This window comes from Acinetobacter sp. P37 (assembly GCF_057480965.1).
On record NZ_JBLIYY010000002.1, the window covers coordinates 1 to 24015 of the forward strand.

General features: G+C 42.3%; 19 protein-coding genes and 2 rRNA genes. 14 read left to right on the forward strand and 7 right to left on the reverse strand.

The annotated features are described in order from the left end of the window. From AC25JC_RS01895 to AC25JC_RS01920, 6 genes are all read left to right on the forward strand, one after another. Positions 1–80 (forward strand): 23S ribosomal RNA (locus tag AC25JC_RS01895); the annotation flags it as partial. 190 nt (positions 81–270) lie between these two features. Beyond that, positions 271–385, forward strand: a 5S ribosomal RNA gene (rrf, locus tag AC25JC_RS01900). Between the two features lie 160 nt (positions 386–545). After that, entirely contained in the window at positions 546–1745 is a 1200-nt protein-coding gene (locus AC25JC_RS01905; protein WP_486923354.1) for an MFS transporter, read from the forward strand. Between the two features lie 315 nt (positions 1746–2060). Further along, positions 2061–2891 carry a M48 family metallopeptidase gene (locus AC25JC_RS01910; protein WP_486923355.1) on the forward strand — a complete coding sequence of 277 codons (831 nt, stop codon included), beginning with the start codon at positions 2061–2063 and terminating at the stop codon, positions 2889–2891. 229 nt (positions 2892–3120) lie between these two features. Beyond that, positions 3121–5532 carry a YgiQ family radical SAM protein gene (locus AC25JC_RS01915; protein ID WP_180093187.1) on the forward strand — a complete coding sequence of 804 codons (2412 nt, stop codon included), beginning with the start codon at positions 3121–3123 and terminating at the stop codon, positions 5530–5532. A gap of 434 nt (positions 5533–5966) precedes the next feature. Continuing rightward, on the forward strand, positions 5967–6509 hold the full coding sequence (locus tag AC25JC_RS01920) for a DUF2726 domain-containing protein (protein WP_078189487.1): 543 nt from the start codon (positions 5967–5969) through the stop codon (positions 6507–6509). A 76-nt stretch (positions 6510–6585) separates the two neighbouring features. Here the strand turns inward: AC25JC_RS01920 and AC25JC_RS01925 are convergent, their stop codons facing one another. The 6 genes from AC25JC_RS01925 to mdtD all read right to left on the reverse strand — a co-directional run bounded on the left by AC25JC_RS01925 (position 6586) and on the right by mdtD (position 12970). Beyond that, entirely contained in the window at positions 6586–6942 is a 357-nt protein-coding gene (locus AC25JC_RS01925; protein ID WP_486923356.1) for a RidA family protein, read from the reverse strand. Positions 6943–6972: 30 nt separating this feature from the next. Beyond that, positions 6973–8289 (reverse strand): shikimate transporter, encoded by a 1317-nt coding sequence (shiA, locus tag AC25JC_RS01930; protein ID WP_486923447.1) that lies wholly within the window; start codon positions 8287–8289, stop codon positions 6973–6975. A gap of 235 nt (positions 8290–8524) precedes the next feature. After that, positions 8525–9580, reverse strand: coding sequence for a DNA polymerase IV (gene dinB, locus AC25JC_RS01935; protein ID WP_486923357.1), 1056 nt, complete (start codon positions 9578–9580; stop codon positions 8525–8527). A 63-nt stretch (positions 9581–9643) separates the two neighbouring features. Beyond that, complete coding sequence (locus AC25JC_RS01940) at positions 9644–10498, reverse strand: MBL fold metallo-hydrolase (RefSeq protein ID WP_486923358.1); 855 nt, start codon at positions 10496–10498, stop codon at positions 9644–9646. 217 nt (positions 10499–10715) lie between these two features. Continuing rightward, a complete protein-coding gene (locus AC25JC_RS01945; RefSeq protein ID WP_180116071.1) occupies positions 10716–11501 on the reverse strand; it encodes a glycoside hydrolase family 25 protein in 786 nt (261 codons plus the stop codon). A gap of 77 nt (positions 11502–11578) precedes the next feature. Further along, positions 11579–12970 carry a multidrug transporter subunit MdtD gene (gene mdtD, locus AC25JC_RS01950; protein ID WP_486923359.1) on the reverse strand — a complete coding sequence of 464 codons (1392 nt, stop codon included), beginning with the start codon at positions 12968–12970 and terminating at the stop codon, positions 11579–11581. Between the two features lie 200 nt (positions 12971–13170). On the opposite strand from mdtD, the gene AC25JC_RS01955 reads away from it, so the two are divergent. Next, entirely contained in the window at positions 13171–13308 is a 138-nt protein-coding gene (locus tag AC25JC_RS01955) for a hypothetical protein (RefSeq protein ID WP_486923360.1), read from the forward strand. Positions 13309–13466: 158 nt separating this feature from the next. After that, on the forward strand, positions 13467–14432 hold the full coding sequence (locus AC25JC_RS01960) for a hypothetical protein (RefSeq protein WP_078189479.1): 966 nt from the start codon (positions 13467–13469) through the stop codon (positions 14430–14432). A gap of 87 nt (positions 14433–14519) precedes the next feature. On the opposite strand, the gene AC25JC_RS01965 is transcribed toward AC25JC_RS01960, so the two are convergent. Further along, complete coding sequence (locus AC25JC_RS01965; protein ID WP_078192607.1) at positions 14520–15140, reverse strand: LOG family protein; 621 nt, start codon at positions 15138–15140, stop codon at positions 14520–14522. A gap of 320 nt (positions 15141–15460) precedes the next feature. Here AC25JC_RS01965 and AC25JC_RS01970 point away from each other — a divergent pair, with 320 nt between their 5' ends. The 6 genes from AC25JC_RS01970 (at position 15461) to AC25JC_RS01995 (ending at position 24013) form a co-directional block, all read left to right on the forward strand. Beyond that, positions 15461–17032 (forward strand): TerC family protein, encoded by a 1572-nt coding sequence (locus AC25JC_RS01970; RefSeq protein ID WP_180109860.1) that lies wholly within the window; start codon positions 15461–15463, stop codon positions 17030–17032. Positions 17033–17165: 133 nt separating this feature from the next. Next, the gene (locus AC25JC_RS01975) at positions 17166–17633 is read left to right on the forward strand and encodes a YchJ family protein (protein WP_486923361.1); all 468 of its coding nucleotides are present in this window, start codon (positions 17166–17168) and stop codon (positions 17631–17633) included. Between the two features lie 59 nt (positions 17634–17692). Continuing rightward, complete coding sequence (locus tag AC25JC_RS01980) at positions 17693–18337, forward strand: trimeric intracellular cation channel family protein (RefSeq protein ID WP_078189475.1); 645 nt, start codon at positions 17693–17695, stop codon at positions 18335–18337. Positions 18338–18481: 144 nt separating this feature from the next. Beyond that, the gene (gene niaP / locus AC25JC_RS01985; RefSeq protein ID WP_078189474.1) at positions 18482–19801 is read left to right on the forward strand and encodes a niacin transporter NiaP; all 1320 of its coding nucleotides are present in this window, start codon (positions 18482–18484) and stop codon (positions 19799–19801) included. Between the two features lie 163 nt (positions 19802–19964). Further along, complete coding sequence (gene parC, locus AC25JC_RS01990) at positions 19965–22184, forward strand: DNA topoisomerase IV subunit A (protein WP_180024223.1); 2220 nt, start codon at positions 19965–19967, stop codon at positions 22182–22184. 149 nt (positions 22185–22333) lie between these two features. Then, positions 22334–24013, forward strand: a complete 1680-nt coding sequence (locus AC25JC_RS01995; protein WP_486923362.1) for a long-chain-fatty-acid--CoA ligase — start codon at positions 22334–22336, stop codon at positions 24011–24013. The last annotated feature ends 2 nt before the right edge of the window (positions 24014–24015 follow it).

Below are 24015 nucleotides of genomic sequence, written 5' to 3' on the forward strand. Positions count from 1 at the left end.
TACGACGTTGATAGGTTGGATGTGGAAGTGCGGTGACGCATGAAGCTGACCAATACTAATTGCTCGTGAGGCTTGACTATACAACACCCAAACAGTTGTATGTAAAGCATCAATTGATTCGATATTAAGCAAAATAACTTGATTTAGTTAACGCTTAAGAACAAAATACTGCAACTCAGATATGATCTGTTAATAACTCATTTGGTAGAAAACTTAGCACGAAGAGCACTGCTCTGAGATTAGACTAAGCAAGTATCCATAAACAGTTGTGCTGGCGACAATAGCAAGAGTGAACCACCTGATCCCTTCCCGAACTCAGAAGTGAAACCTCTTAGCGCTGATGGTAGTGTGGGGTTACCCATGTGAGAGTAAGTCATCGCCAGCTCATTATTCGAAACACCCCCTGATATGTCAGGGGGTGTTTTTTTTTGTGGGGAAAAAGGGAGGGAAGGGGGAGAAAATAAAGAATTCTTCATTCATTTTTATGTGATTTTTAAATTAAAGGCAGAAAGGCGTATACTATCCTCGTCATTGATGGAAAGCTCATGTCTGATTTAGCCTCAAATTCTCCATATATTGAATATGGCACACGGCCATTTCTTGCCATTTTATTTTCTTTATTTTTAGCAGGTTTCGCAATTTTTTCATCGTTGTATTGTGTACAACCGATGATGCCCATCTTTGCGGATTTCTTTCATGTCAGTCCGACACATAGCAGCTTTCCATTATCTTTTTCAACCATTGCCTTAGCGGTAGGGCTGCTGTTCACTGGTTTGATTTCAGATCGATTCGGTCGTAAGCCTGTGATGGTCACCGCTTTATTTTTGGCAGCATCACTTTCAATTATCAGTTCTATATTTCCACTTTGGGAAATATTTTTACTGAATCGAGTGTTGATCGGATTAAGTGTTAGCGGTGTTGCTGCTGTTGCAATGACTTATATAGGTGAAGAAATTGCGCAAAAAGATATAGGCTTTGCAATGGGCCTGTATATTTCAGGTACCGCAATTGGCGGAATGGGTGGGCGTCTCATTGCTGGGGTATTGATTGATTATATCAGTTGGCAAAATGCCATGATGATTATCGGTATGGTTAACCTCTGTATAGCCACAGCGTTCTTTTTATTACTTCCGGCATCTCAACATTTTCAAGCTTATCCTATTCGTTTCAACCGATTTTATGAATCTTTCGTTAAAAATTTAGCAGATCCAAAGCTGAGAATTTTATTCCTTCAAGGTTTTATCCTCATGGGATGTTTTGTCTCTATATTTAATTATATGAGCTACCACCTATTAGAAGAACCTTATCAACTTTCTCAAACTTGGATTGGGCTAATCTCCATAGCATATTTGGCAGGAATATATAGTTCACCTCGTGCTGCAAGTTGGGGAAAACGCTTTGGCCGGGCAAAAGTTTTACCTTCGATGCTGATCATGATGCTGTTGGGGTTGTTGATCATGCTCATTCCGGCATTTTGGTCAGTCATTTTGGGGCTGATTATATTCACTTTTGCTTTTTTTGCAGCGCATTCCACGGCAAGTAGTTGGGTTTCGGTTCAATCCATGCAGTACCGTGCCGTAGGTTCATCTCTGTATTTATTTTGCTACTACTTAGGTTCTAGTATTTTGGGTAGTAGTAGTGGTTTGGTTTGGGAAATGTCTGGTTGGATAGGGTTGACGAGCTTTATTGCTGTTATCTTGATGATCGGTTTCTTATTAGCAATAAAATTGAATAAATTAAAATAGAAATATGTGAATAAGCTATTATTTAATATTCGTTTTACATCTATTTTTTAATATAAATAACACTATAAAAATGGCTGAATTTACTATTTTTATGATTATATAACTTTGGTTTAATATTTCTTTTAAAAGGTGCCTTATAATAATGAAACGCATCACAATATAATAAATAAAATATTTTTGGTTATCATTTTTTAAAATATAATATATTTTCAAGTTATTGATATTTATCATTTATATGTATTTTTCATATTTTTTGAATTTATTTTTGGTTGGAATTATATATAGATCATCATTGGTTTTAAACTGAAGGTGATTATGAAAAATATAACTATTTTAATGGTGGCTTTGGTTTTTATCTTAATCTCAGCTTGTGCAAGTACCACGAATTTAGGGACAACAGGCGCAGAGCGTAAACAGTTTTTTATCGTTCCTCAAAAGTTATTAACTAAACAGGCAGATAGAACCTATCAACAATTTATTCATCAGGCGAAAGACAAACAACTTTTGATCATAGATCCGAAATTGGATCAAATTTTAAATAAACTTAAGCAAAATGCGGAGTTTTACCGTCAAGGTTCGAGTCAATGGGATTGGCAAGTCAGTGGGAATCTCAATAAAGATTTAAATGCACATGGTTTCCCGAGTGGGAAAATTGTCATTAACACGGGTTTGTATTGGAGTTTAAAGCTGACTGAAGATGAATTGGCATTTGTGATGGCGCATGAAATGGCACATGCATTACGTGATCATCATCGTGAAAAGATTTCTTTGCTGTTTGCAAGTCAGGTGGCGATGATTTCTTCAACTGCGGGTATCGGTGCGCTTGCTACTGCGGCCAGTAGTGTGACTGGGCAAGCTGTTTTTTTGCCTAAAGTTTCAAATTTTGAACTAGAAGCTGATGTCCTTGCACTTGATCTGATGTCGAAAGCGGGCTTTGATCCAAATGCAGCATTGAGTTTTTGGCAAAAATATCAGCAGGAAATGATACGCCGACAAATGCTTGATGTAAAACCATTGATGACTCAAGACAGTATAGATAAGCGTAAGATTTATATTGAAAAATATTTCCCTGAAATGCACATTCAATTTCAACAGGCGCAGGATTTAATGTTGAATAAAAATACGATAACTCATGACACATTCTAGGTTGATTTAAACTAAAGCAAAGTTACAAATGATTTATTTAAATCTAGTTTTATAGTTGTGCTACAGCACTATTACATCTGATGTCTATATAAAACAATTCAATGATTCTCTAGCTATTGTATAAATTATAATCAAGCATGATGGATGGAATTCATGGTAAAATGATCGGCTTTCATCTTCTTTGATCTTTTTTCAGATCATTCCATCTGCCAGCCGAGAATTGCTAGCCATGTCTACTGCTTATACTATGCAGACTGCGCCAAAAGCGTTGTTTGATTACGACAAATATTGGGCGTCTTGTTTTGACCCTGCGCCATTTTTGCCGATGTCACGCGAAGAGATGGATCAACTCGGTTGGGACAGCTGTGACTTTATTTTGGTTTGCGGTGATGCGTATATCGATCATCCATCATTCTGTTCAGGCATTATCGGCCGTACCCTTGAAGCACAAGGTTTCCGTGTCGGGATTATTGCTCAGCCAGACTGGACCAATGTAGAAGCCTTCCGTGTGTTAGGTAAGCCGAATATCGCTTGGGGCGTTACTGCCGGTAACATGGATTCAATGATCAACCGTTATACGGCTGACCGTAAAATCCGTTCAGATGATGCGTATTCTCCTGATAATCAACCGAATAAACGCCCAGACCGTGCAGCAACCGTGTACTGCCAACGTGTGCGTGAAGCTTATCCAGATGTGCCTGTATTATTGGGCGGTATTGAAGCCTCGCTGCGCCGTATTGCACATTATGATTATTGGTCGGACAAAGTCCGCCGTTCAGTATTGATGGACTCGAAAGCCGATCTATTGATGTATGGTAATGGTGAACGTTCAATCACGGAAATCATGCATCGTTTGGCCCGCGGTGAAAAAATCCAAGAGATTACGGATGTCCGCGGTACTGCATTTATTGTGAATAAAAATAACCGGGCTTCAAAAGCGAAGTTTGTTGAAATCGCATCAAATGATGTCGATGCAATTGGCCGTGTCGATCCGATCATTAATCCTTATGTGATGACTGAAGACCTTGAAGGCTGTGAAATCGAGAAAGGCAAAGACAGCGTTACGCAATATCAGGGCTTCCAAAAAGAGGCGGTAGCAAATCCGATTGTTCGTGAAGGCGATAATTTAGACGCCGACACGCAAATCGTGCAGCTGCAACCTGCATCAAAAGCCATTAAGCATAAATTGCCGCCGCGTGAATTGGCGGTGATTCGTTTGCCTGCCTATGAAGATGTGGCGAATGATCCTGTGCTGTATGCACATGCCAACCGTATTTTGCATTTGGAAACCAATCCGGGCAATGCGCGCGCGATGGTACAAAAGCATGGTGAACGTGATGTCTGGTTAAATCCACCACCGATTCCATTGACGACGGAAGAGATGGACTACGTGTTTGATTTACCCTATGCACGTCTGCCACATCCTGCGTATGGTGAAGCGCGTTTTCCTGCCTTTGACATGATTAAGTTCTCTGTGAACATTATGCGCGGCTGTTTTGGCGGCTGTACCTTCTGCTCAATTACAGAGCATGAAGGGCGTATCATCCAAAACCGTTCTGAAGAATCGATTTTGCGTGAAGTTGAAAAAATTCGTGATACCGCACCGGGCTTTACTGGGATCATTTCTGACTTAGGCGGCCCAACGGCCAATATGTACCGTTTGGCATGTAAAGATCCTGAGATTGAAAAGAACTGCCGTAAGCCGTCGTGTGTATTCCCAGGTGTATGTCAAAACTTGCACACCGATCATGCGCCTTTAACCCAGTTATACCGTAAAGCACGTTCATTGCCGGGGATTAAAAAGATTCTGATCGGTTCTGGTTTACGCTATGACCTTGCGGTGTTAAACCCAGAATATGTCAAAGAATTGGTGACACATCACGTTGGCGGTTACCTGAAGATTGCGCCAGAACATACCGAAAAAGGCCCATTATCGAAGATGATGAAGCCGGGGATCGGGACCTATGACCGTTTCAAACAAATGTTTGATCGTTTCAGTAAGGAAGCAGGGAAAGAGCAGTATCTCATTCCTTACTTTATCGCAGCGCATCCGGGTACGACGGACTATGACATGATGAACTTGGCGATTTGGCTGAAGAAGAATGGTTTCCGTGCCGATCAGGTGCAAACCTTCTATCCATCACCAATGGCGACTGCAACGACCATGTATTACACTGGTAAAAACCCGCTGGCTAAAGTGGCGCGTTATACCGAAAATGTCGATATCGTGAAAGGTGAAAAACGCCGTCGTTTGCATAAAGCCTTCTTACGTTACCATGATCCAAACAACTGGCCATTGCTGCGTGAAGCGCTCAAAGAAATGGGCCGTCAGGATCTGATCGGGAACTCAAAACAGCATTTGATTCCGACGTATCAACCGGCTGGCAGTGCTGAGGGTCAATACCAATCTGCACGTAAAAAGAACTCAAGCATTGCGGGTGATTCACAAAAACGTACAGGTGAACAAGGTAATCGGACGAAGGCTGCTCAATCGCGTCCTTCAAATACCAAGAAGCGTCCTGAGCGCGGTCAAATCTTGACGCAGCATACTGGTCTGCCGCCGCGTGAAACGGGTGATGCGAAAAAACCTTTTGGCGGTCCGAAACCCAAAGGAAAATCGAAGCCTAAATCACGCGCTTAAAATGATTAAATAAAAAAAGACACTTCGGTGTCTTTTTTTATGGGTGTTATGCTCGGCAGCATAAGACAGTTTGCATTTTTATATGCTGTTACAAGCTCAATGCCATATGTGTGTCGGTTATCTCAATGAAATACGAGCAAAATTTGACAGCTTATCGGAATTGTCTGACAGTGAGAGGAAATGCACTTGCTGTCGTTTTAGCGAATGATCTAAAGTATCTGTATATAGCAATGGATGCTATTACTCTGAACGAAGTGGCATGTGATGTTTAACGCTTTAAGTTTGCAACTTTTTGTCAGTTTAAATACGTATTGTGTGAAAGTTAGAGTTATTTTTTTTAATAGGAAATTAAAAAAATAATACTGGTTGTATACTTCGTCTTCAAAAGAAGTATGTCAAAAACCAAAAATATAAGAAATATAAAGGATTATGAGATGACTATATACATAGTAATAGGGAGTATTTTACTCTTCTGTGTGCTCATAATGGCTTGGAAAAGTTTAGAAGGTGATTCTAAGCAACAAGATAGCGCATTGAAACAACGTGCTATTTTCAACATTAATGAGCAATTAACCTACACGCGTTTAAAAGAAATTTTGCCTAAGCATACGATCCTTGCGCACGTGTCTTTTGATGCACTGTTGACCACGAAATACTATCGTACGCGGAATAAGTATCGAAATATGGTGGCGGACTTTGTCGTCCTAGATGAACAGCATCAGATCTTGGCGATCGTCGCTTTAGATGATCCAATGGTGCTAAAACGGATGCAGCAGTCGCAATATCAAGATGCTTTGCTCGCTTTGGCAGGCTATCGGGTCATTCGTTATGATGATGTGCCTGAGTACGTTCAATTACGCGAAGATTTCTTGAATGAGCAGCGTGTACAAGCGCCATTTGTGCCGGTTAATGATCTGAAAAAATATCATTTATATTCAGATTTGGAACGTAAAAAGATCAAAATTATTGGATCTTAGGGATTCAAAGAGCAAAATCTTTTACAAAAAAAAGCATGTCTTTAGACATGCTTTTTTTGTAATTCAGGCTTAATGGTTATTCAGGCTTAACGGCTACGACGGTTAATTCTACCCGTACACGCGGGTCGTATAATTTGGCTTCAACACAAGTTCTGGGTAATGCTTCAATATCTGACACCCACGCATCCCATATGTCATTAAATGCTGCATAATCCTGTTCAATATCTTTAAGATAAATGGTCACTGACATAATGTGGCTTTTATCTGTACCGGCATCTGCAAGGAACTGATCAATAAGCTCAAATGTTTGCTGTGTTTGTCCTTTGATGTCTAAATCAAGGTCTGTTGCCAATTGACCTGCCAAATGGATCAATTGACCTGAAATAGCGATTTCGGAAAAGCGTTTTGAAACATGCAGGCGTTGGATGGTCATGCGGAATATCCTGAAAGCAAAAAAGAGCACTTAATCTTGAGTTTTAGGCATCGTAGCTGCAACTAAGGCCGTCAATAAACAGCCGACAGCAAGGTAGATTGCCACATAATGCCATGAACCATCACCCCAAATCACCAAAGCTGCTGCAATCATTGGGGTAAAGCCACCACCGATAATGCTAGCCACTTGATAGCCGACACCTGCGCCACTGTAGCGATAGGCGGTACCAAACAAGGAGGTAAAAATCGGTTGGTGTACACTCACCACCATATCATGGGCAATATTGGCAAGGAAAATTGCACCGACAATAATCAGCCAAGTATTTTGTGCATCAAGGGCCATAAAGAAAGGAAAGGCCGAAAGCGCACCAATTAAGCCACCCAATACACACATCTTACGATGATCAAATCGATCTGCTAGCCACGCAAATAGGGGAATGCTGAAGCAGCTAATGGCACCAACCATTAAGGTGATATTGAGGAAGAACTGTTTGTCCATGCCCAATTGAGCGGTGGAATAATTCAGTGCAAAGTTCGTCACCAAATACATGGTGAGTAACTCGGTCAGGCGCAGCGCAATAATGTAGAAAAAGGCTTTTGGGTGTTGGCTAATCGCTTGCAGAATCGGTAATTTTTGCGGCGTTTGTCGAGCTTTGACCACATGGTCGACGAATTCTTGAGATTCGTCTTGATCACGTCGGATCCACATTGCGATAGCCAGCAAGACAATACTGGCAATAAAGGGAATTCGCCACGCCCAATCAGCAAAAGCATCTTCACCCAAAGTGGCAATAATCAAAGACACAGCGCCTGTTGCCAGAACGAGTCCGACGCCATAGCCAATTTGTACACCACTACTGTAAAAGGCTTTTTTGCCTTTCGGGGCATTTTCTACAGCCATCAGGGCAGCGCCGCCCCATTCACCACCGACAGCAAAACCCTGTATTGCCCGAAGTGTTACGAGCAGGATCGGGGCCCACCAACCGATGGCCGCAAAATTGGGTAATAAACCGATACCGACAGTCGAAATCCCCATCAGGATGACGGTGAGCACCAACATTTTTTTCCGACCCAGCTTGTCACCAAAATGTCCAAACACAATGCCGCCTAAGGGGCGGAACAGGAAGCCGACGCCAAAGGTCGCCAAGGCTGCCAAGGTTCCCATATTGTTGCCAATACTGGGGAAAAACTGATCTTTGAAAATGAGTGCGGCAACAATGCCATAAAGTAAAAAATCGTACCAATCGACTACGGCACCAATGAAGCTACTTAATGCGGCTTTACGCGCACGTTGTTCTTGATTTTGTGAAATATTTTGAAGATTTGGAGCAGTTTTTGCAGAAGGCATACAGCGGGGTATTCCATGATTGACAACAGAGTTGCCCTGTAATATTCGGATTTGATCGTCACGCCAATCACAGGACAGCATGCTGAAAGTAAAGGTGATTTTCAGCATCTCAGCGCATACACGGATAATGTAGTGCGCTGATAGAGTACTCTAATTTTAGGCTTTGTGAATAGCAAAGTGCTTTAATTTTGTTCTTCTGCCTAAATCTTAAGCAAATACGATCTTCTTGAAGTTTTTAGAGCAGCGAAAGTTGTGTTTCTTGGTTTTGCGCACTTAATTGATAGACCCCTACGCCAATCAGGCGAAATTGATCGTCCTCAGAAATATGCATTTCATGCAGTAATCGCTGCAATACCTGCGCAAGGTCTTCACGATGATTCAGTGACGTTTTAAAACTTTTACTGTGCTGTAGCACTTGGAAATTCTTCAGTTTTAATTTGGCCGATACACCGCGCGCGCTTAACTGCTTTTTTTCTAAACTAGACCAAACTTGGTCAATCAATTTGGGCCAATAGGGCTGACATTGGCTCAGGGTGAGATCATCATCAAAAGTGGTTTCTTTGGAAATCTGCTGACGCTCGCGGCTAGATTGGACCGGTCGTTCATCAATCCCTTGAGCATACAGATAGAGTTGTCGGCCATATTTACCGAAATGATGAATCAGAACGGCTTCTTCAATTTGTTGTAAATCACCCAATGTATTGAGTTGCATGGCTTTTAATTTTTCTTGAGTCACTTTTCCCACACCGGGAATTTTTTTCAGTGCCAAGTCATGGATGAAATGCAAAACTTGAGACGGTTTGATAATACAAATGCCATTGGGTTTGTTCCAATCAGAAGCAACTTTAGCCAAAAATTTATTGGGCGCGACACCTGCGGAGGCAGTTAAACCAGTGCTTTGTAAAATCTCTGCCTGAATTCGCATAGCGACTTCAGTGGCACTCGGAATATGTTGTAAATTTTCTGTGACGTCCAAATAAGCTTCGTCTAAAGATAGAGGTTCAATCAGCGACGTATAGCGTTGAAAAATCGCATGAATTTGCGCCGAAACGGCACGATATTTTTCAAAATTAGGTTCGATCACCACGACCTGTGGGCAGAGTTTACGGGCCTGTGCCATCGACATTGCAGAACGTAAACCAAATTCACGTGCAGGATAGGACGCAGCACAGATGACTGCACGAGGGTGATGTGAAGACACAACAACAGGAAGCTGCTTGAGTTCTGGACGTTCCCGCAGCTCTACTGACGCAAAAAATGCATCCATGTCGATATGTATGATTTTCCTCATGCCTAATTAGATCAGTGCCTAAAAATTGAATGTCAGTATCGCACAGTCAATCCAGCGCTTTCCTCAATTTTTTAACTCGAACGACACAGGTTGACTGAGTAAAACCACCTTGTTGTTTTGAGCTGCTGCCGACTGTATCAATAGATTTAGGCTTTGAGGGGTGTCATCGGCAAAGCGAGGTAAAAATTCGAGCTCTGGATTCAGTGGTTTGAAAAAATTATCCCAATGAATTGGAATCACGGTGCTGGGTTGAAGAGTCGCTAAGGTTTCTTTGAAATATTGCTGTTGAAACGCTGCCGTTTGCTTGGAAAGCTGAGCGATGCCTAAAAATAAAGTATCTACTTCTAGTTTTTGCAACTGTTTGGGCACAGCACCTGTACTGGCTTTGACTAAACTGTAATCCGGCCCATATTGGATGAGATAATCATATGATCCACCTTCTTTAAACTGACTAAAATGTGCAGGGAGTTGCAGTGGCTGCGAAATTTCTTCCCCCAAATCATTATTAACGGCCGTTGGCGGAGTATGTTGCGAGGGGATGGCAGTAATGGTGAATTTACCGATTTGCATCGGCTGCCAAGCTTGAACTTCGTGTAATTGTGATTCAGCGATTGGCATTGCCCGTGCAATATTTAAGGTGCTTTTAGAGCCGACAATCATGGCTTTAGGGAGCTGGTGGGCCAACATTGGAATATCGAGCGCATGATCATAATGTGAATGAGTCACGAAAATAGCACGTGTGCGTTTTAAGTCGTATTGGTCGATATAGCTGTGTAATAAAGGTCGATCACTTTGAATCTGAGTGAATATGGTCTGACTAAGCGATGGACGAGTAAAGAAGCCATCGATGAGGATTTGCGCTTGACCATCGTCAAACAGTAAGGTCGAAACGCCAAAGAACTTTACGTGATAGGGCAAGTTAGAGAGATTATCTGCCGCGTTTTGTGTGGGATGTTATAATGCCACGTTTTAAACGCTGCCAAGGTCCCTGAAGGTTGGATCAAATAAGCCAATATCCCAATGGCGAGGATCATAAAGATTGAAAATATAATAAGAAAAATTTTTAAAATACGCATCCTGCGACTCAGTTTTCATGGATTATTTTGTTCGATGTTGTCCTGAGTCGGTGATTAAATCAACGGGGTTTGATCGGGGAAACGCCGTTTTTGTCTAAAAACTCAGTCCATGCCTTGGCATCACCTGAAAATACATTTAAATCGACGGTGGTCGAGATGCCTTGAATTTTTCCTTGATTGGTATGTTGCCAAATCAGCCATTTCGGATTGTTTTTTAGATCGGGTGGGCCTTTATATTCGCGGACCCACAGCGGCGTCTGTTTAAACTCGCCAGCTAAGACAATATTATAAAAAGACTTCGAGGTATAAAAAATCGGTTGTTTGCCATAATGGCGGTGCAAGCGATCATGCATATAGCTGATTTCTTTGAGTAACTGCTCTTTGCTGTAGGTGTTAATGCAGTTGGTGTCATATTCCAAATCAATCACGGGAGGAAGGGCATCGGCTTTTTTCGGCACGGAAGCAATAAAATTTTCCGCCTGAATCTTGCCATCACGGCACAGACGGTAAAAATGATAGGCCCCAACTAAAAAGCCGTTTTCCCGTGCTTGTAACCAGTTGTCTTGAAATTTCCGATCTTTAAAATCACCACCTTCTGTGGCTTTGAGATAAACGAATTGGTATTTTTTAGGTGAAATTTTTGACCATTGAATATCTTTTTGATGATGAGAAACATCAAAACCTTTGACGGGATATTCTTCTGCAGATGCATGGCGATGCGGCATCACGGCTAAATAACCTAATCCAGCCACCGCCAAGACGCCGCTGATAGCGCTGAGTGCAATAATCGGGCTGTATTTTTTGAGTGAACTTTTAGAGGTACGTGATTTGGCTTTTTTAGGCATGAAAATGTATCCAAGTATCCATTTTATCATAACCCTTTAAGGGCTGATCTGTCATAGATTTGCCCGATGACACAGGTTTAGACATCCACATGTTTAGGAATCTGCCAAAAAATCGCTGCGGTAATCAGGTTAATGCAGCCGAGTAAAATCAAGGTGCTATGGAATGCCGTTTCGATTTGTGCAGGACCATGATAGGCCGTAAACACGTTGACTAAAGTCCCTGCCAAAGCCACACCAATACTCATGGATACCATCATAATCATCGACAAGAAACTGTTGCCACTGCTGGCATCTTGTTGGGGTAAATCTTTGAGGGTTAAGGTATTCATCGAAACGAATTGCAGCGAGTTTAAAATACCAAAAATAAAAAAGTGTAAGGCACGTAACCAAGTGGGGGTTTCAGCCGTAGAGAGTGCAAAACTGCAAATACAGGCACCGACCAAGAAAGTATTTACCAATAACACTTTACGATAGCCAAAGCGTTGAATAATTTGACGAATAATCGGTTTTGATGCCAATGAACCGAGTACCGTCGGTATCATCAATAAACCTGTGATAAAAGGCTCAAAGCCAAAAGCCACTTGTAGCATTAAGGGAATCAAAAATGGCATGGCATTGCCGCCAAGGCGGGCAAAGAAGTTGCCGATAATACCGATGGCATAGATCCGATTTTGAAATAATTTACTGCGAAACAGCGCATTGGCGTGGGTATGTGCATGAAAGGCATAGATCAAACTAGCGATGATCCCCGCAGCGACCAAAAGTAGGCTCCACCATAGCGGCAGATGCGGGCTGGCAAAGTTTTCAATGCCTAACGATAAACCCACCATGGCGATGACCAATAAGAAAAAACCCATAAAGTCGAAGCGTTGTACGCTCGGTTCGGTCACATTGGGCATGGCTTTAAAGGTAATGAGTACCCCTAGCAGTCCCATTGGAATGTTAATTAAAAAGATCCAATGCCATGTTGCGACTTCCACCATCCAACCGCCAAGGGTAGGGCCAATTAAGGGGCCCATCAAACCGGCAAGGCTCATCAGACTCATGGCCGATAAAAACTGTGTCCGAGGAATCACTTTGAGCATCGCCAAACGCCCAACAGGCAGCAGTAATGCGCCACCTATGCCTTGAATTACCCGATAAACCAACAGCTCATTCAGGCTATTGGCCATACCGCAGCCTAGCGATGCTAACGTAAAAATAATGATGGCTGTGAAATAAGTATTTCGTACGCCAAAACGATCGGCCAACCAACCACTTAAGGGAATACACGCCGCAACGGACAAGACATAGGCCACGACCACACTATGCATTTGTAGAGGGTCTTCGCCCAAACTTCTTGCCATCGCTGGGATTGCGGTATTGACGATGGTCGTATCCAGACCTTGCATAAAAAAGCCAATAGAGACCAATAGCACTAGAAGTCTAAATTCGGGTTGTAAAGCCTGATGCGTTGGCGTGCTATTCATAAGTCAATAAAGCTGAGATTTTTAAACAGTTTAAATGAATATTGCCATTCAGATGTAGTAAAAGCTTTGCATAATTGAGCCAAAAAATTGCAAGAAAAATGCAATGAAAGTTTCATCTCTATGCAACCTAATGTTTATAAATTGGTCATATTAAAATAAAAGACGAATGAAAACATGAAACTACAAGTTTCGGCACTGATGTGGTTAAACAAGGCGATGTGGGACCTGAAGGTCTGATTTTTATTGCGGCCAAAGATTCACCCAATGCCCAACCTTTGTTGGTGGTTGGAAATGAAGTGAGCAGTAGCACTGCGGTTTATCAGATTAAATTGAAATAATTAAAGTTTAAAGCATTTGTTTTATTTGAGGTTTTTATTTTAGTGTTGAGAAAAGCGCGGCACGAAATTGTATGAACGCCAGATAAACTGTCATAATGCGCTCAAGTCCTTCATTTATTGGAGGGCTTTATTCTTTATGGCAAAGGTGTTTTGTTTTCATGACAATCGAAATTCTGATGGTCATAGGCTTCTGTCTCGCGGCCTATTCTATTGTCGGTAATGATGTGCCACAGACATTGGGAACCTTTATTTCATCCAATGCGCATCGCCCTTGGTGGCTGTTGTGGATCTATGTCAGCAGTATTCTAGCTATTGTATTGGTTTATGGTTGGTACAGTTCTGGCGTGGGGGATGCATCTTATGGTCGTTTAGAAACGATTCCATTTCCCGCAGAAGGGGTCACGTGGCTCTATATTGTGCCACCGATCTTACTGATCATTTTGACTCGCTACGGAATTCCGGTCAGCACCACATTCTTAGTGTTAACGATTTTCTCTCCGAGTAGTCTTGGGTCGATGTTAACTAAGTCGATGATGGGTTATGCGGTAGCTTTTGTTGTTGCGATTATTGTTTATCGATTTGTGATTAAAGGCATCTCGGTTTATTTCAGTAAAACACGTGATGAAACACCCTCGAATATTTGGGTGGGACTACAGTGGGTTTCGACGGCATTTTTATGGAGTCAGTGGCTGATTCAGGATTTGGCCAATATTTTTGTCTACGTCCCTCGTCAGGTGCCGCTGGAGTTCCTGATTTTTGCAATTGTGGTGTTTATCGTACTGCTTGGGATCATTTTGTACCAACGTGGCGGGGCGATTCAGGGCATTATCGACACCAAAACGGGTGTGGCTGATATCCGCTCGGCAACCATTATCGACTTTATGTATGCTTTGATTTTATTGGTGTTCAAAGAGTGGAGTAATATTCCAATGAGTACCACTTGGGTATTCTTGGGCTTACTTGCAGGACGTGAATTTGCCATGTCCATGCATTTACATGAAGTGAATAAATATCGAACTTCACGAAATGTCAGCAAAGATGCGATGAAATTGATGCTTGGTTTATTGATGAGTATTTTCTTAGCGACAACATTGCCATGGTTCTATCGTGTGGTGTCAGGTTAAGTCGGCACGATCTTGATTTGAAGTAGGACATCGAGCAATAAAAAAAAGGGGAATACTTTATTCCCCTTTTTGACATCTAAAATACAGTTAGACCACGAAATTTTTCGGGCAATCTAAATTTTTCAGTGCGCTAAAGATCTGCTTCGAAGAATTACATACGATCAGTTTGGCACGATGCTGCGGCGGCAAGAAACCTTCAGCGACCGCATGGTCTAATTGTGCAATTAGTGCATCATAGAAGCCATTGACGTTATAAAGCATCATCGGTTTTTGGTGTTGATTCAACTGTCCCCAAGTGGCGATTTCTAAAATTTCTTCGAATGTACCGAGACCACCGGGCAGAGCAACAAAGGCACTTGCACGTTCTGCCATCATGGCTTTACGCTCATGCATACTGCGCACGACGTGTAGTTCAGTCAAATGATTATGTGCAATTTCATAATCCAACATAAACTCAGGAATCACACCCACGGCTTCGCCGCCATGATCGACCACAGCGTCAGCGACTTGACCCATCAGGCCAATACTGGCGCCACCATAGACCAGACCAAAACCATGTTCAGCCAAGCCTTGCGCTAATGCGATGGCTTTTTCTTGATAAATTGGATTGTTACCAGAGCGGGAGCCGCAATACAGTGCGATTAAAGGTTGTGTTGTAGCAGGAGAAGGATTACCACGTTTTTCTGTCATTTTTAATCCGCTATTCATTACGTTTTAATTTTACCTTAGCATGTTATTTTTTATGACACTACATTGGCAGCTAAATATGACAATTTAATGTCATCATTGGGTTTAAATTCTTCCATACTGAGATTGTACTTTGGTAAAAAAGGGTGAATTTTTACCTTAACTTGCTATACTTAAAACTTCATTTTAAGCTAAAGAACCGTCATGGGTAGTGGTTGTTGTCACTCAGCACACATCAAAATATTAGAAAGAACGCCATTAAAAGCGTTTGCGCATGTCCAATGCATTTCATCTTCAAATCAGCATGATCCACGTGTGAATAACATTCAGGAGATACAACCATGATCTTTGAATGGATGTCCGACCCATCTGCATGGGTGGGTTTATTGACACTGGTGGTGCTTGAGATTGTTTTAGGTATCGATAACCTGGTTTTTATTGCGATTCTTGCGGAAAAATTACCGCCAGAACAGCGTAATACTGCACGGATTGTCGGCTTATTGCTTGCACTGTGTATGCGATTGATCTTACTGGCTTCAATTGCATGGGTGGTGACTCTAACCAACCCACTGTTCCATATTTTCGACCATCCATTTTCCGGTCGAGATCTAATTTTACTGTTTGGTGGGGTGTTCTTGCTATTTAAAGGCACCATGGAACTGCGTGAACGTCTTGAAAACAAGCCTATGCTCAAGGAAGAAAATCCTGTGCATGCGACGTTTTGGATGGTGATTGTGCAGATTGTGGTGCTCGATGCCGTGTTCTCGCTCGATAGCGTGATTACCGCTGTCGGGATGGTGAAACACCTTTCTGTCATGATGATTGCGGTCATTATTGCTGTCGGCATTATGCTGTGGGCATCTAAACCACTGATGAACTTCGTGAACCGTCACCCAACGGTGGTGATTCTGTGCCTGTGCTTCTTAATGATGATCGGTTTCTCGCTCTTGGTCGAAGGCTTTGGTTTCCATATTCCAAAAGGTTACTTATACGCTGCCATTGGTTTCTCTGTCATGATTGAGTTCTTGAACCAAACCATGCGTCATAATCAGGAAAAAATGGTGACAACCACAGACTTACGTTATCGCACAGCCTCAGCAGTGATGCGTATGCTCGGTGGGAAAAATGTTGCAGACAATCAAAATGAAAATGAAGATGTGCTTGCAACACGTGCTTTTGCTGATGAAGTCTTTGATGAAGACAATGGGGTTTACCACAGTGTCATGGTACAAGGGGTACTGGGTTTATCTGAGCGTCCAGTAAAGTCAGTGATGACACCTCGTCCTGAACTGGAATGGATTGATTTAGATGAAGAACCTGAGGCGATTCGTGCTCAATTACTCAGTACCACGCATTCACGTTTAATTGTGGCACATGGTGAGCTTGACAATATTGCGGGTGCGGTACTGACTCATAAAGTCATGAATGACTATATTGAAACGGGCGTACTCGATTTCGAAAAACATCTCCGTGAGCCAGTGGTGGTGCATGAAAATGCACAAGTCTTGATGGTGATGGAACAACTGCGTCAAGCACCGTTGCAAATGGCTTTGGTGTTAAACGAATACGGTTCAATTGAAGGGATTGCAACACCGATCGATGTCTTAGAAGCGATTGCAGGTGAGTTCCCCGATGAAGATGAACCGGAAACGGCAGCAGAAAGTCTCGATGATGGTTCATTGTTACTCGATGGCTCAACCGATATTCGCCACGTGTCTTTATTGTTGGGTCGTGACTTGGTGGATGATGCTGAACAGTATTCAACTCTGTCCGGATATATCTTATTTCATTTGGGCCGTTTACCAGCCAATGGTGAAAAATTCAAAGCGGATGAACACATCTTTGAAGTGGTCACAATGGATGGCCATAAGATCGAAAAAGTGCATGTCATTCCCATCCCAACTGAAGATTAAGCTGAGGCCAAGAGAACATTCAGCTTAATCTATATAGATCAATATTGATTCACATACTGCTGATGAAAATTGTGTGGAAAGATCCGTTAAAATAGCCTGCATTGTCAGGCTATTTTTTTTTATGGAAACAAACATGTCACAAGTCCAATGTCCATGTGGCAAAGGTGAGTATGGTAGCTGTTGTCAGCCCTTACATACGGGGCGTGAAAATGCACAGAGCGCAGAGCAGTTGATGCGATCACGTTATAGTGCATTTGCACAACATGAGATTGATTATATTGTACAAACAACTGCAATTGGACAGCAGCAAGCCTTGGATGTGAGTGCCATTGCAGCGTGGAGTCAGGCCAATCAGTGGTTAAAGCTTGAGGTGGTACAAGCCCAAGAAAAACTCGATAAAAACCATGCTCGAGTTGAATTTAAAGCCCATTATCACGATGGGCAGCAAGCGCAAGTACATCATGAAATTTCACACTTTGTGAAGTTCGAGCAGCGCTGGTATTTCCTTGATCCGACCACAGAGATGAAAATCACCATGAAGCAACCCTGTATTTGTGGTTCTGGACGAAAATTTAAACAATGTTGTGCGCAATTTTTATAACATTTGAGCAGATTTAGCTTAGAATAGCGCGCATCTCAACCCTCAGTGGAAGAAGGGCGATGTTACTTACCGTTATTTATATTATCGCAATCACGGCAGAAGCAATGACAGGTGCATTGTCTGCGGGTCGGCGGAGTATGGACTGGTTTGGGGTAACATTGATTGCCTGTGTCACGGCACTGGGGGGCGGTTCGGTTCGTGATGTGCTGCTTGGGCACTATCCACTGACTTGGGTTAAGCATCCAGAATATCTCATGCTGACCTGCTTTGCTGCATTTGTCACCATCCTGATTGCAAAGTGGATGCGTCATCTTCGTAATATTTTCTTGGTTCTCGATGCCCTTGGTCTCATTGGTTTTACCATTATTGGCTGTCAAATCGCTTTAGAAATGGGACATGGTTTTGTCGTTTCTGCGGTAGCAGGGGTGTTAACTGGGGTCTCTGGCGGTATTTTACGAGACATTCTATGTAACGATGTCCCGCTGGTGTTCCGTCGTGAACTTTATGCCAGTATTTCTTTTGTGTCCGTGATTTGTTATTGGCTCTGTATAGAGATTGGCTTATCGCTAGAATTAACCGTCATTGCGACGCTCATTTTCGGTTTCACCTTACGTCTGATCGCCATTTACTTTGGCTTAGAAATGCCTAAATTTATTTATAAAGATGATGATGATCAGTCAGTATCTTCAAAAGATTTGTCGTAACCGCGTTGCTATAACATGACATTAAAATGCTAAAAAGACGGATCAATGGTCGGTCTTTTGCATGGATCTATACTAAAAAACGCAAAATCATACATCCTGTTGGGAAAGCAGTGTTCATCCTTCCACCAGTTCAGAGATCTTGTTATGGACTTAGTCTCACGTATACAACGCTTACCCATCGGTAAGTTTCACTACACTTTACTTTGGGTTATTGGCCTTGGCTGGATGTTTGATGCCATGGATACGGGACTCATTTCCTTCATCTTAGCGAAAATGGCTGAAGATTGGGCCATGACACCAAATGATAAAAGTTGGGTAGTCTCGATTGGTTTTGTTGGGATGGCGATTGGCGCAGTATTTTCTGGTGGATTGGCTGATCGCTTCGGCCGAAAAACAGTCTTTGCATGGACATTGGTGATTTATAGCTTAGCCACCGCTGCATGTGCGTTTGCACCTAATCTAACTTGGTTGTTGGTATTTCGTTTTATTGTCGGCCTAGGTTTAGGGGGGCAACTCCCTGTCGCGGTGACTTTGGTCAGTGAATATATTCCGGCGCATGTGCGTGGTCGTTTTATTGTCTTACTAGAAAGTTTTTGGGGACTGGGCTGGTTGGTTGCAGCGTTGGTCTCACGCTTTATTATTCCGGATTTTGGTTGGCATGCAGCGTTCCTGATTGGCGGTATTCCTGCGTTATATGCGATCGTGATTTGGAAAATGGTGCCCGAATCGGTGCCTTATTTAATCAACCGTGGACGTTTTGATGAAGCACATGCATTGGTGAAAAAGATTGAAGCCAAATGTGGTGTAGAAGTTGTTGAAATCTTTGAAGTCAAACCAGTTGCAGAAAAGCACAATATCAGTTTTTCACAGCTTTGGTCAGGCATTTTTGCACGTCGTACTTTAATGCTGTGGCTCATTTGGTTCGGTATCGTCTTTTCTTATTATGGTATTTTTACATGGTTACCAAGCTTATTGGTCAAAGAAGGCTACACAATTGTTCAATCCTTTGAATATGTTTTGGTCATGATTTTGGCACAATTGCCAGGTTATATTGCAGCTGCATGGTTGGTCGAAAAATTAGGTCGTAAAGCTACGTTGGCGGGCTTCATTGGGATGTGTGCCATTTCGGCATATTTCTTCGGTCAGTCTGGCAGTGTGACAGAGATCGTGATCTGGGGCTGTTTAATGTCCTTCTTTAATCTCGGTGCTTGGGGCGTACTTTACACCTATACACCAGAACAATACCCGGCCAATATTCGTGCCTTTGGTTCGGGCTGGGCCGGTGCCATTGGTCGGATCGGGGGCATTGCCGCGCCTTTTGCTGTGACACATATGATGGATATGGATCATGGTTTTAGCTATGTCTTTATGATGTTTACAGCAGTCTTAATTGCCGTTGCCGTGGTGATTTTGGTTTTAGGTGAAGAAACCAAAGGCAAAACTTTAGAATCCATTGGGCTATAAAGACTGTTGAATTTTTAGTTGATCATGGTGAATAAAATGGATATTTTTACGCCATAAGACACAATTTGTCGCAGAGTGTTAGATCATCCCCTTGTATAGGGGGCACCTGCGACATAGCATAAGAACCCAATAAAGAACGAACAATTTAGGATTACAGGTTGTTATGACAAGCCTTGCGCATCATGCGACAGAAAACCGTTCCGTAGCAGAATTTACCGAACAAGCATATCTCAACTACGCCATGTACGTGATTATGGATCGTGCATTGCCACATATCAGTGATGGTCTAAAACCCGTTCAGCGTCGTATCGTCTATGCGATGAGCGAACTCGGGTTAAAGCCAACGGGTAAGCCAAAAAAATCTGCACGTACGGTTGGTGATGTACTGGGTAAATACCATCCTCATGGTGACTTAGCTTGTTATGAAGCCATGGTCCTCATGGCGCAGCCGTTTAGTTATCGCTATCCATTTATTGAAGGTCAGGGAAACTGGGGCTCACCAGATGATCCGAAATCCTTCGCAGCGATGCGATATACCGAAGCAAAACTGTCTGCGTATAGTGATTTACTATTGTCTGAGTTAGGGCAAGGGACTTGTGATTGGCAGGATAACTTTGATGGTTCGATGAAAGAGCCAGTGAATTTACCTGCACGTGTACCGAATATTTTACTCAACGGCACAACGGGTATTGCAGTGGGTATGGCAACCGATATTCCACCGCATAACTTACGTGAAGTGGTGAAGGGCACCATCGCCTTAATTCGCAATCCAAACTTAACCGATGAGAAAGTCGCAGAATATATTCCTGCACCTGATTTGCCGACACGTGCGGAAATTATTAGTTCTCCAGAAGAATTACTCAAAATACAAACCACGGGTCGCGGTAGTTATCGAACTCGTGCTGTGTACAGTATTGAGAAAAATGAAATCGTGATTACGGAGTTACCGTATCAGGTTTCAGGGTCGAAAGTGATCACGCAGATTGCAGATCAAATGCAGGCGAAGAAGTTGCCATTGGTCACGGACTTACGTGATGAGTCAGATCATAAAAACCCAACACGTTTAGTGATTGTCCTGCGCTCAAACCGTATTGATGCTGAATCGGTGATGAGTCATCTATTTGCAACCACCGACTTAGAGTCGAGCTATCGTGTCAATATGAACATGATTGGCGCTGACGGTCGTCCGCAAGTGAAATCGATCCGACGTATTTTGTTGGAATGGATTGAAATCCGTAAAAATACCGTAACACGTCGTTTGACTTATCATCTGAATAAAATTGAAAAACGATTACATATACTTGCAGGCTTGATCATTGCTTATCTGAATATTGATGAAGTGATTCGTATTATTCGAGAAGAAGATCAGCCTAAACCGGTGTTGATGACGCATTTTAATATCGATGAAATTCAAGCAGAAGCGATTTTAGAACTCAAGTTACGTCATTTGGCAAAACTTGAAGAAATGGAAATGCGCCGTGAACAAGAAGAATTGGAAGCCAAAGCAGCCATTATTCGTGAACAATTGGCGAACCCTGAGTCATTAAAAGCATTGATCATTAATGAACTTAAAGAAGATGCGAAGAAATTTGGTGATGACCGCCGTTCTCCAATTGTGAAACGTGCAGAAGCCCATGCGATTAATGAACAAGATATGCTTCCTGCAGATCCTGTGACTGTGGTGTTGTCTGAAGCGGGTTGGATTCGCTCGGCGAAAGGTCATGAAGTCGATGCTGAGAACTTAAATTTCCGTGCAGGTGACCAATATCTCAGCCATGCGCAAGGTAAATCGAATCAACGCGTTTATGTATTGGATGATGCCGGTCGAAGCTATGCTTTGGGCATCAATACCTTGCCATCCGCGCGTGGTTTAGGTGAGCCTCTGAGTTCTAAACTTGCACCTGCAAGTGGTGTCGGCTTTAAACAAGTGTTTATTGCCGAAGATGAAACAGAAGTCTTGGCGATGAGTAGTAAAGGCTATGGCTTTAAAACCCAAGCCAAAAACCTCGATACCAATGCAAAAGCGGGTAAAGCCTTCCTTAGTTTATCTGAAGGCGCGGCGGTCATGAATTTAACGGCGATTGAGAATGCAACACATCTTGCACTCCTCAGTTCTGCGGGTCGTTTGCTGTTGGTTGAACTTGATGAATTACCAGTATTGAATAAGGGTAAAGGTAATAAATTGATACAACTTGAGGCAAAAGATCAAATTGTATCCATGACAACTTTGAATTTAGATGAAATAATTCAAGTGCTTGCAGGAAATCAACAATTAAAGCTTAAAGGCGACGATCTGCAAAAATATGTGGGTAAACGTGCATCGAAAGGCGTGTTGTTACCACGTGGATATCAAAAAGCAAATAAACTGTTCATTCAAAGATAATACTAGCATCCATGGAACGAAATACGTTATATATGCTGTTATTCGTGAAATGGATGCAATATTAAGCACAAACAAGTTAAATAATGACCGCTTAATATTGAAAAAAAACAGTTGGATTATTAAGGATTACGACAGGAGAATTGGGCGTTATGGAAAAGATTTGGTTCGCTGAATACCAAAAGACAGGGATTCCAGAAACTGTAGAATTACCCGCAGAAAATACCTCATTGGTCGATATTTTTGAGCGTAATTTTCAGAAGTTTGGCTCAAGAAATGCCTTTATCTTCATGGATAAAGTCTTAACTTTTAAAGAACTTGATGAAGCAAGCCGTAAATTTGCAACTTATTTGCAAAGTTTAGGTTTGGCACAAGGTTCACGCGTTGCAGTTATGATGCCTAACGTTCTTCAATATCCTGTTGTTGCATTGGGTGTATTCCGTGCTGGACTGGTATTGGTCAACGTGAATCCATTGTATACCTCTCGTGAGCTTGAACATCAATTAAATGACTCTGGTTCAGAGGCATTGGTTATCATTGAAAACTTTGCATCTGTTTACCAAGCGATTATTGGTAAAACCCCAGTAAAACACGTGATCGTGGCATCTGTGGGCGACATGCTCGGTACACTGAAAGGTACATTGGTTAACTTTGTATTACGTTCAGTACGTAAACAAATTCCAGCTTGGAACATTCCAGGTCATATTCGCTTTAATGCAGCAATGTCTAAAGTGAGTGCAAACAATTACAAACGTCCAAACTTAACTCTAAGTGATACTGCAGTACTTCAATATACTGGTGGTACAACTGGCGTATCTAAAGGCGCAGAATTGACACATCGTAACCTTGTGTCAAACATGTTGCAGTGTGATGGTATTTTCCAAAGTAAATTTGGTCAGCAAGATGGTCAGCCAGATGATCGTATCTTCTGTGCATTACCGCTGTATCACATCTTTGCATTTATGGTGTGTGCACTTTACGGCATGTACAAAGGTCAGGCGAACGTATTGATTCCTAACCCGCGTGACCTACCTGCGGTAATGAAAGAATTACGTAAATACCAACCTTCATTCTTTCCAGCAGTGAACACTTTGTTTAATGCTTTGGTGAACAATGAAGAGTTCAAGCAACTTGACCACAGCAAGCTAAAAATGGCGATGGGTGGTGGTATGGCAGTACTTCCTTCGACTGCAGAAGCGTGGAAGAAAGTTACCGGTACCAATATCATCGAAGGTTATGGCTTATCAGAAACTTCACCTGTTGCAACTGCAAACCCTCCAGCATCAATGGAATTCAGCGGTACGATTGGTATTCCATTGCCACTGACTGAAGTTGCTATTTTAGATGATGATGGCAATGAAGTTGCTCAAGGTGAGCAAGGTGAAATTTCGATTCGTGGTCCTCAAGTCATGAAAGGCTATTGGAACCGTCCAGATGAAACTGCCAAAGTAATGACGGCGGACGGTTTCTTCCGTACAGGTGACATTGGTGTCATGGATCCACGCGGTTATGTGAAGATTGTAGACCGTAAAAAAGACATGATTTTGGTATCAGGCTTCAACGTTTATCCTTCTGAAATTGAAGAAGTTGTTGCAAAACATCCAAAAGTGCTAGAAGTTGCTGCGATTGGTGTTCCTGATGAAAAATCAGGTGAAGTACCTAAATTATTCGTTGTGAAAAAAGATCCATCTTTAACAACTGAAGAAGTTTTGGCATTCGCAAAAGAAAACTTAACTGGCTATAAACGCCCACGTTATGTTGAATTTATGGATGAATTACCAAAATCGAACGTCGGTAAAATTCTACGTAAAGATTTGCGTAAAACCGCATAATA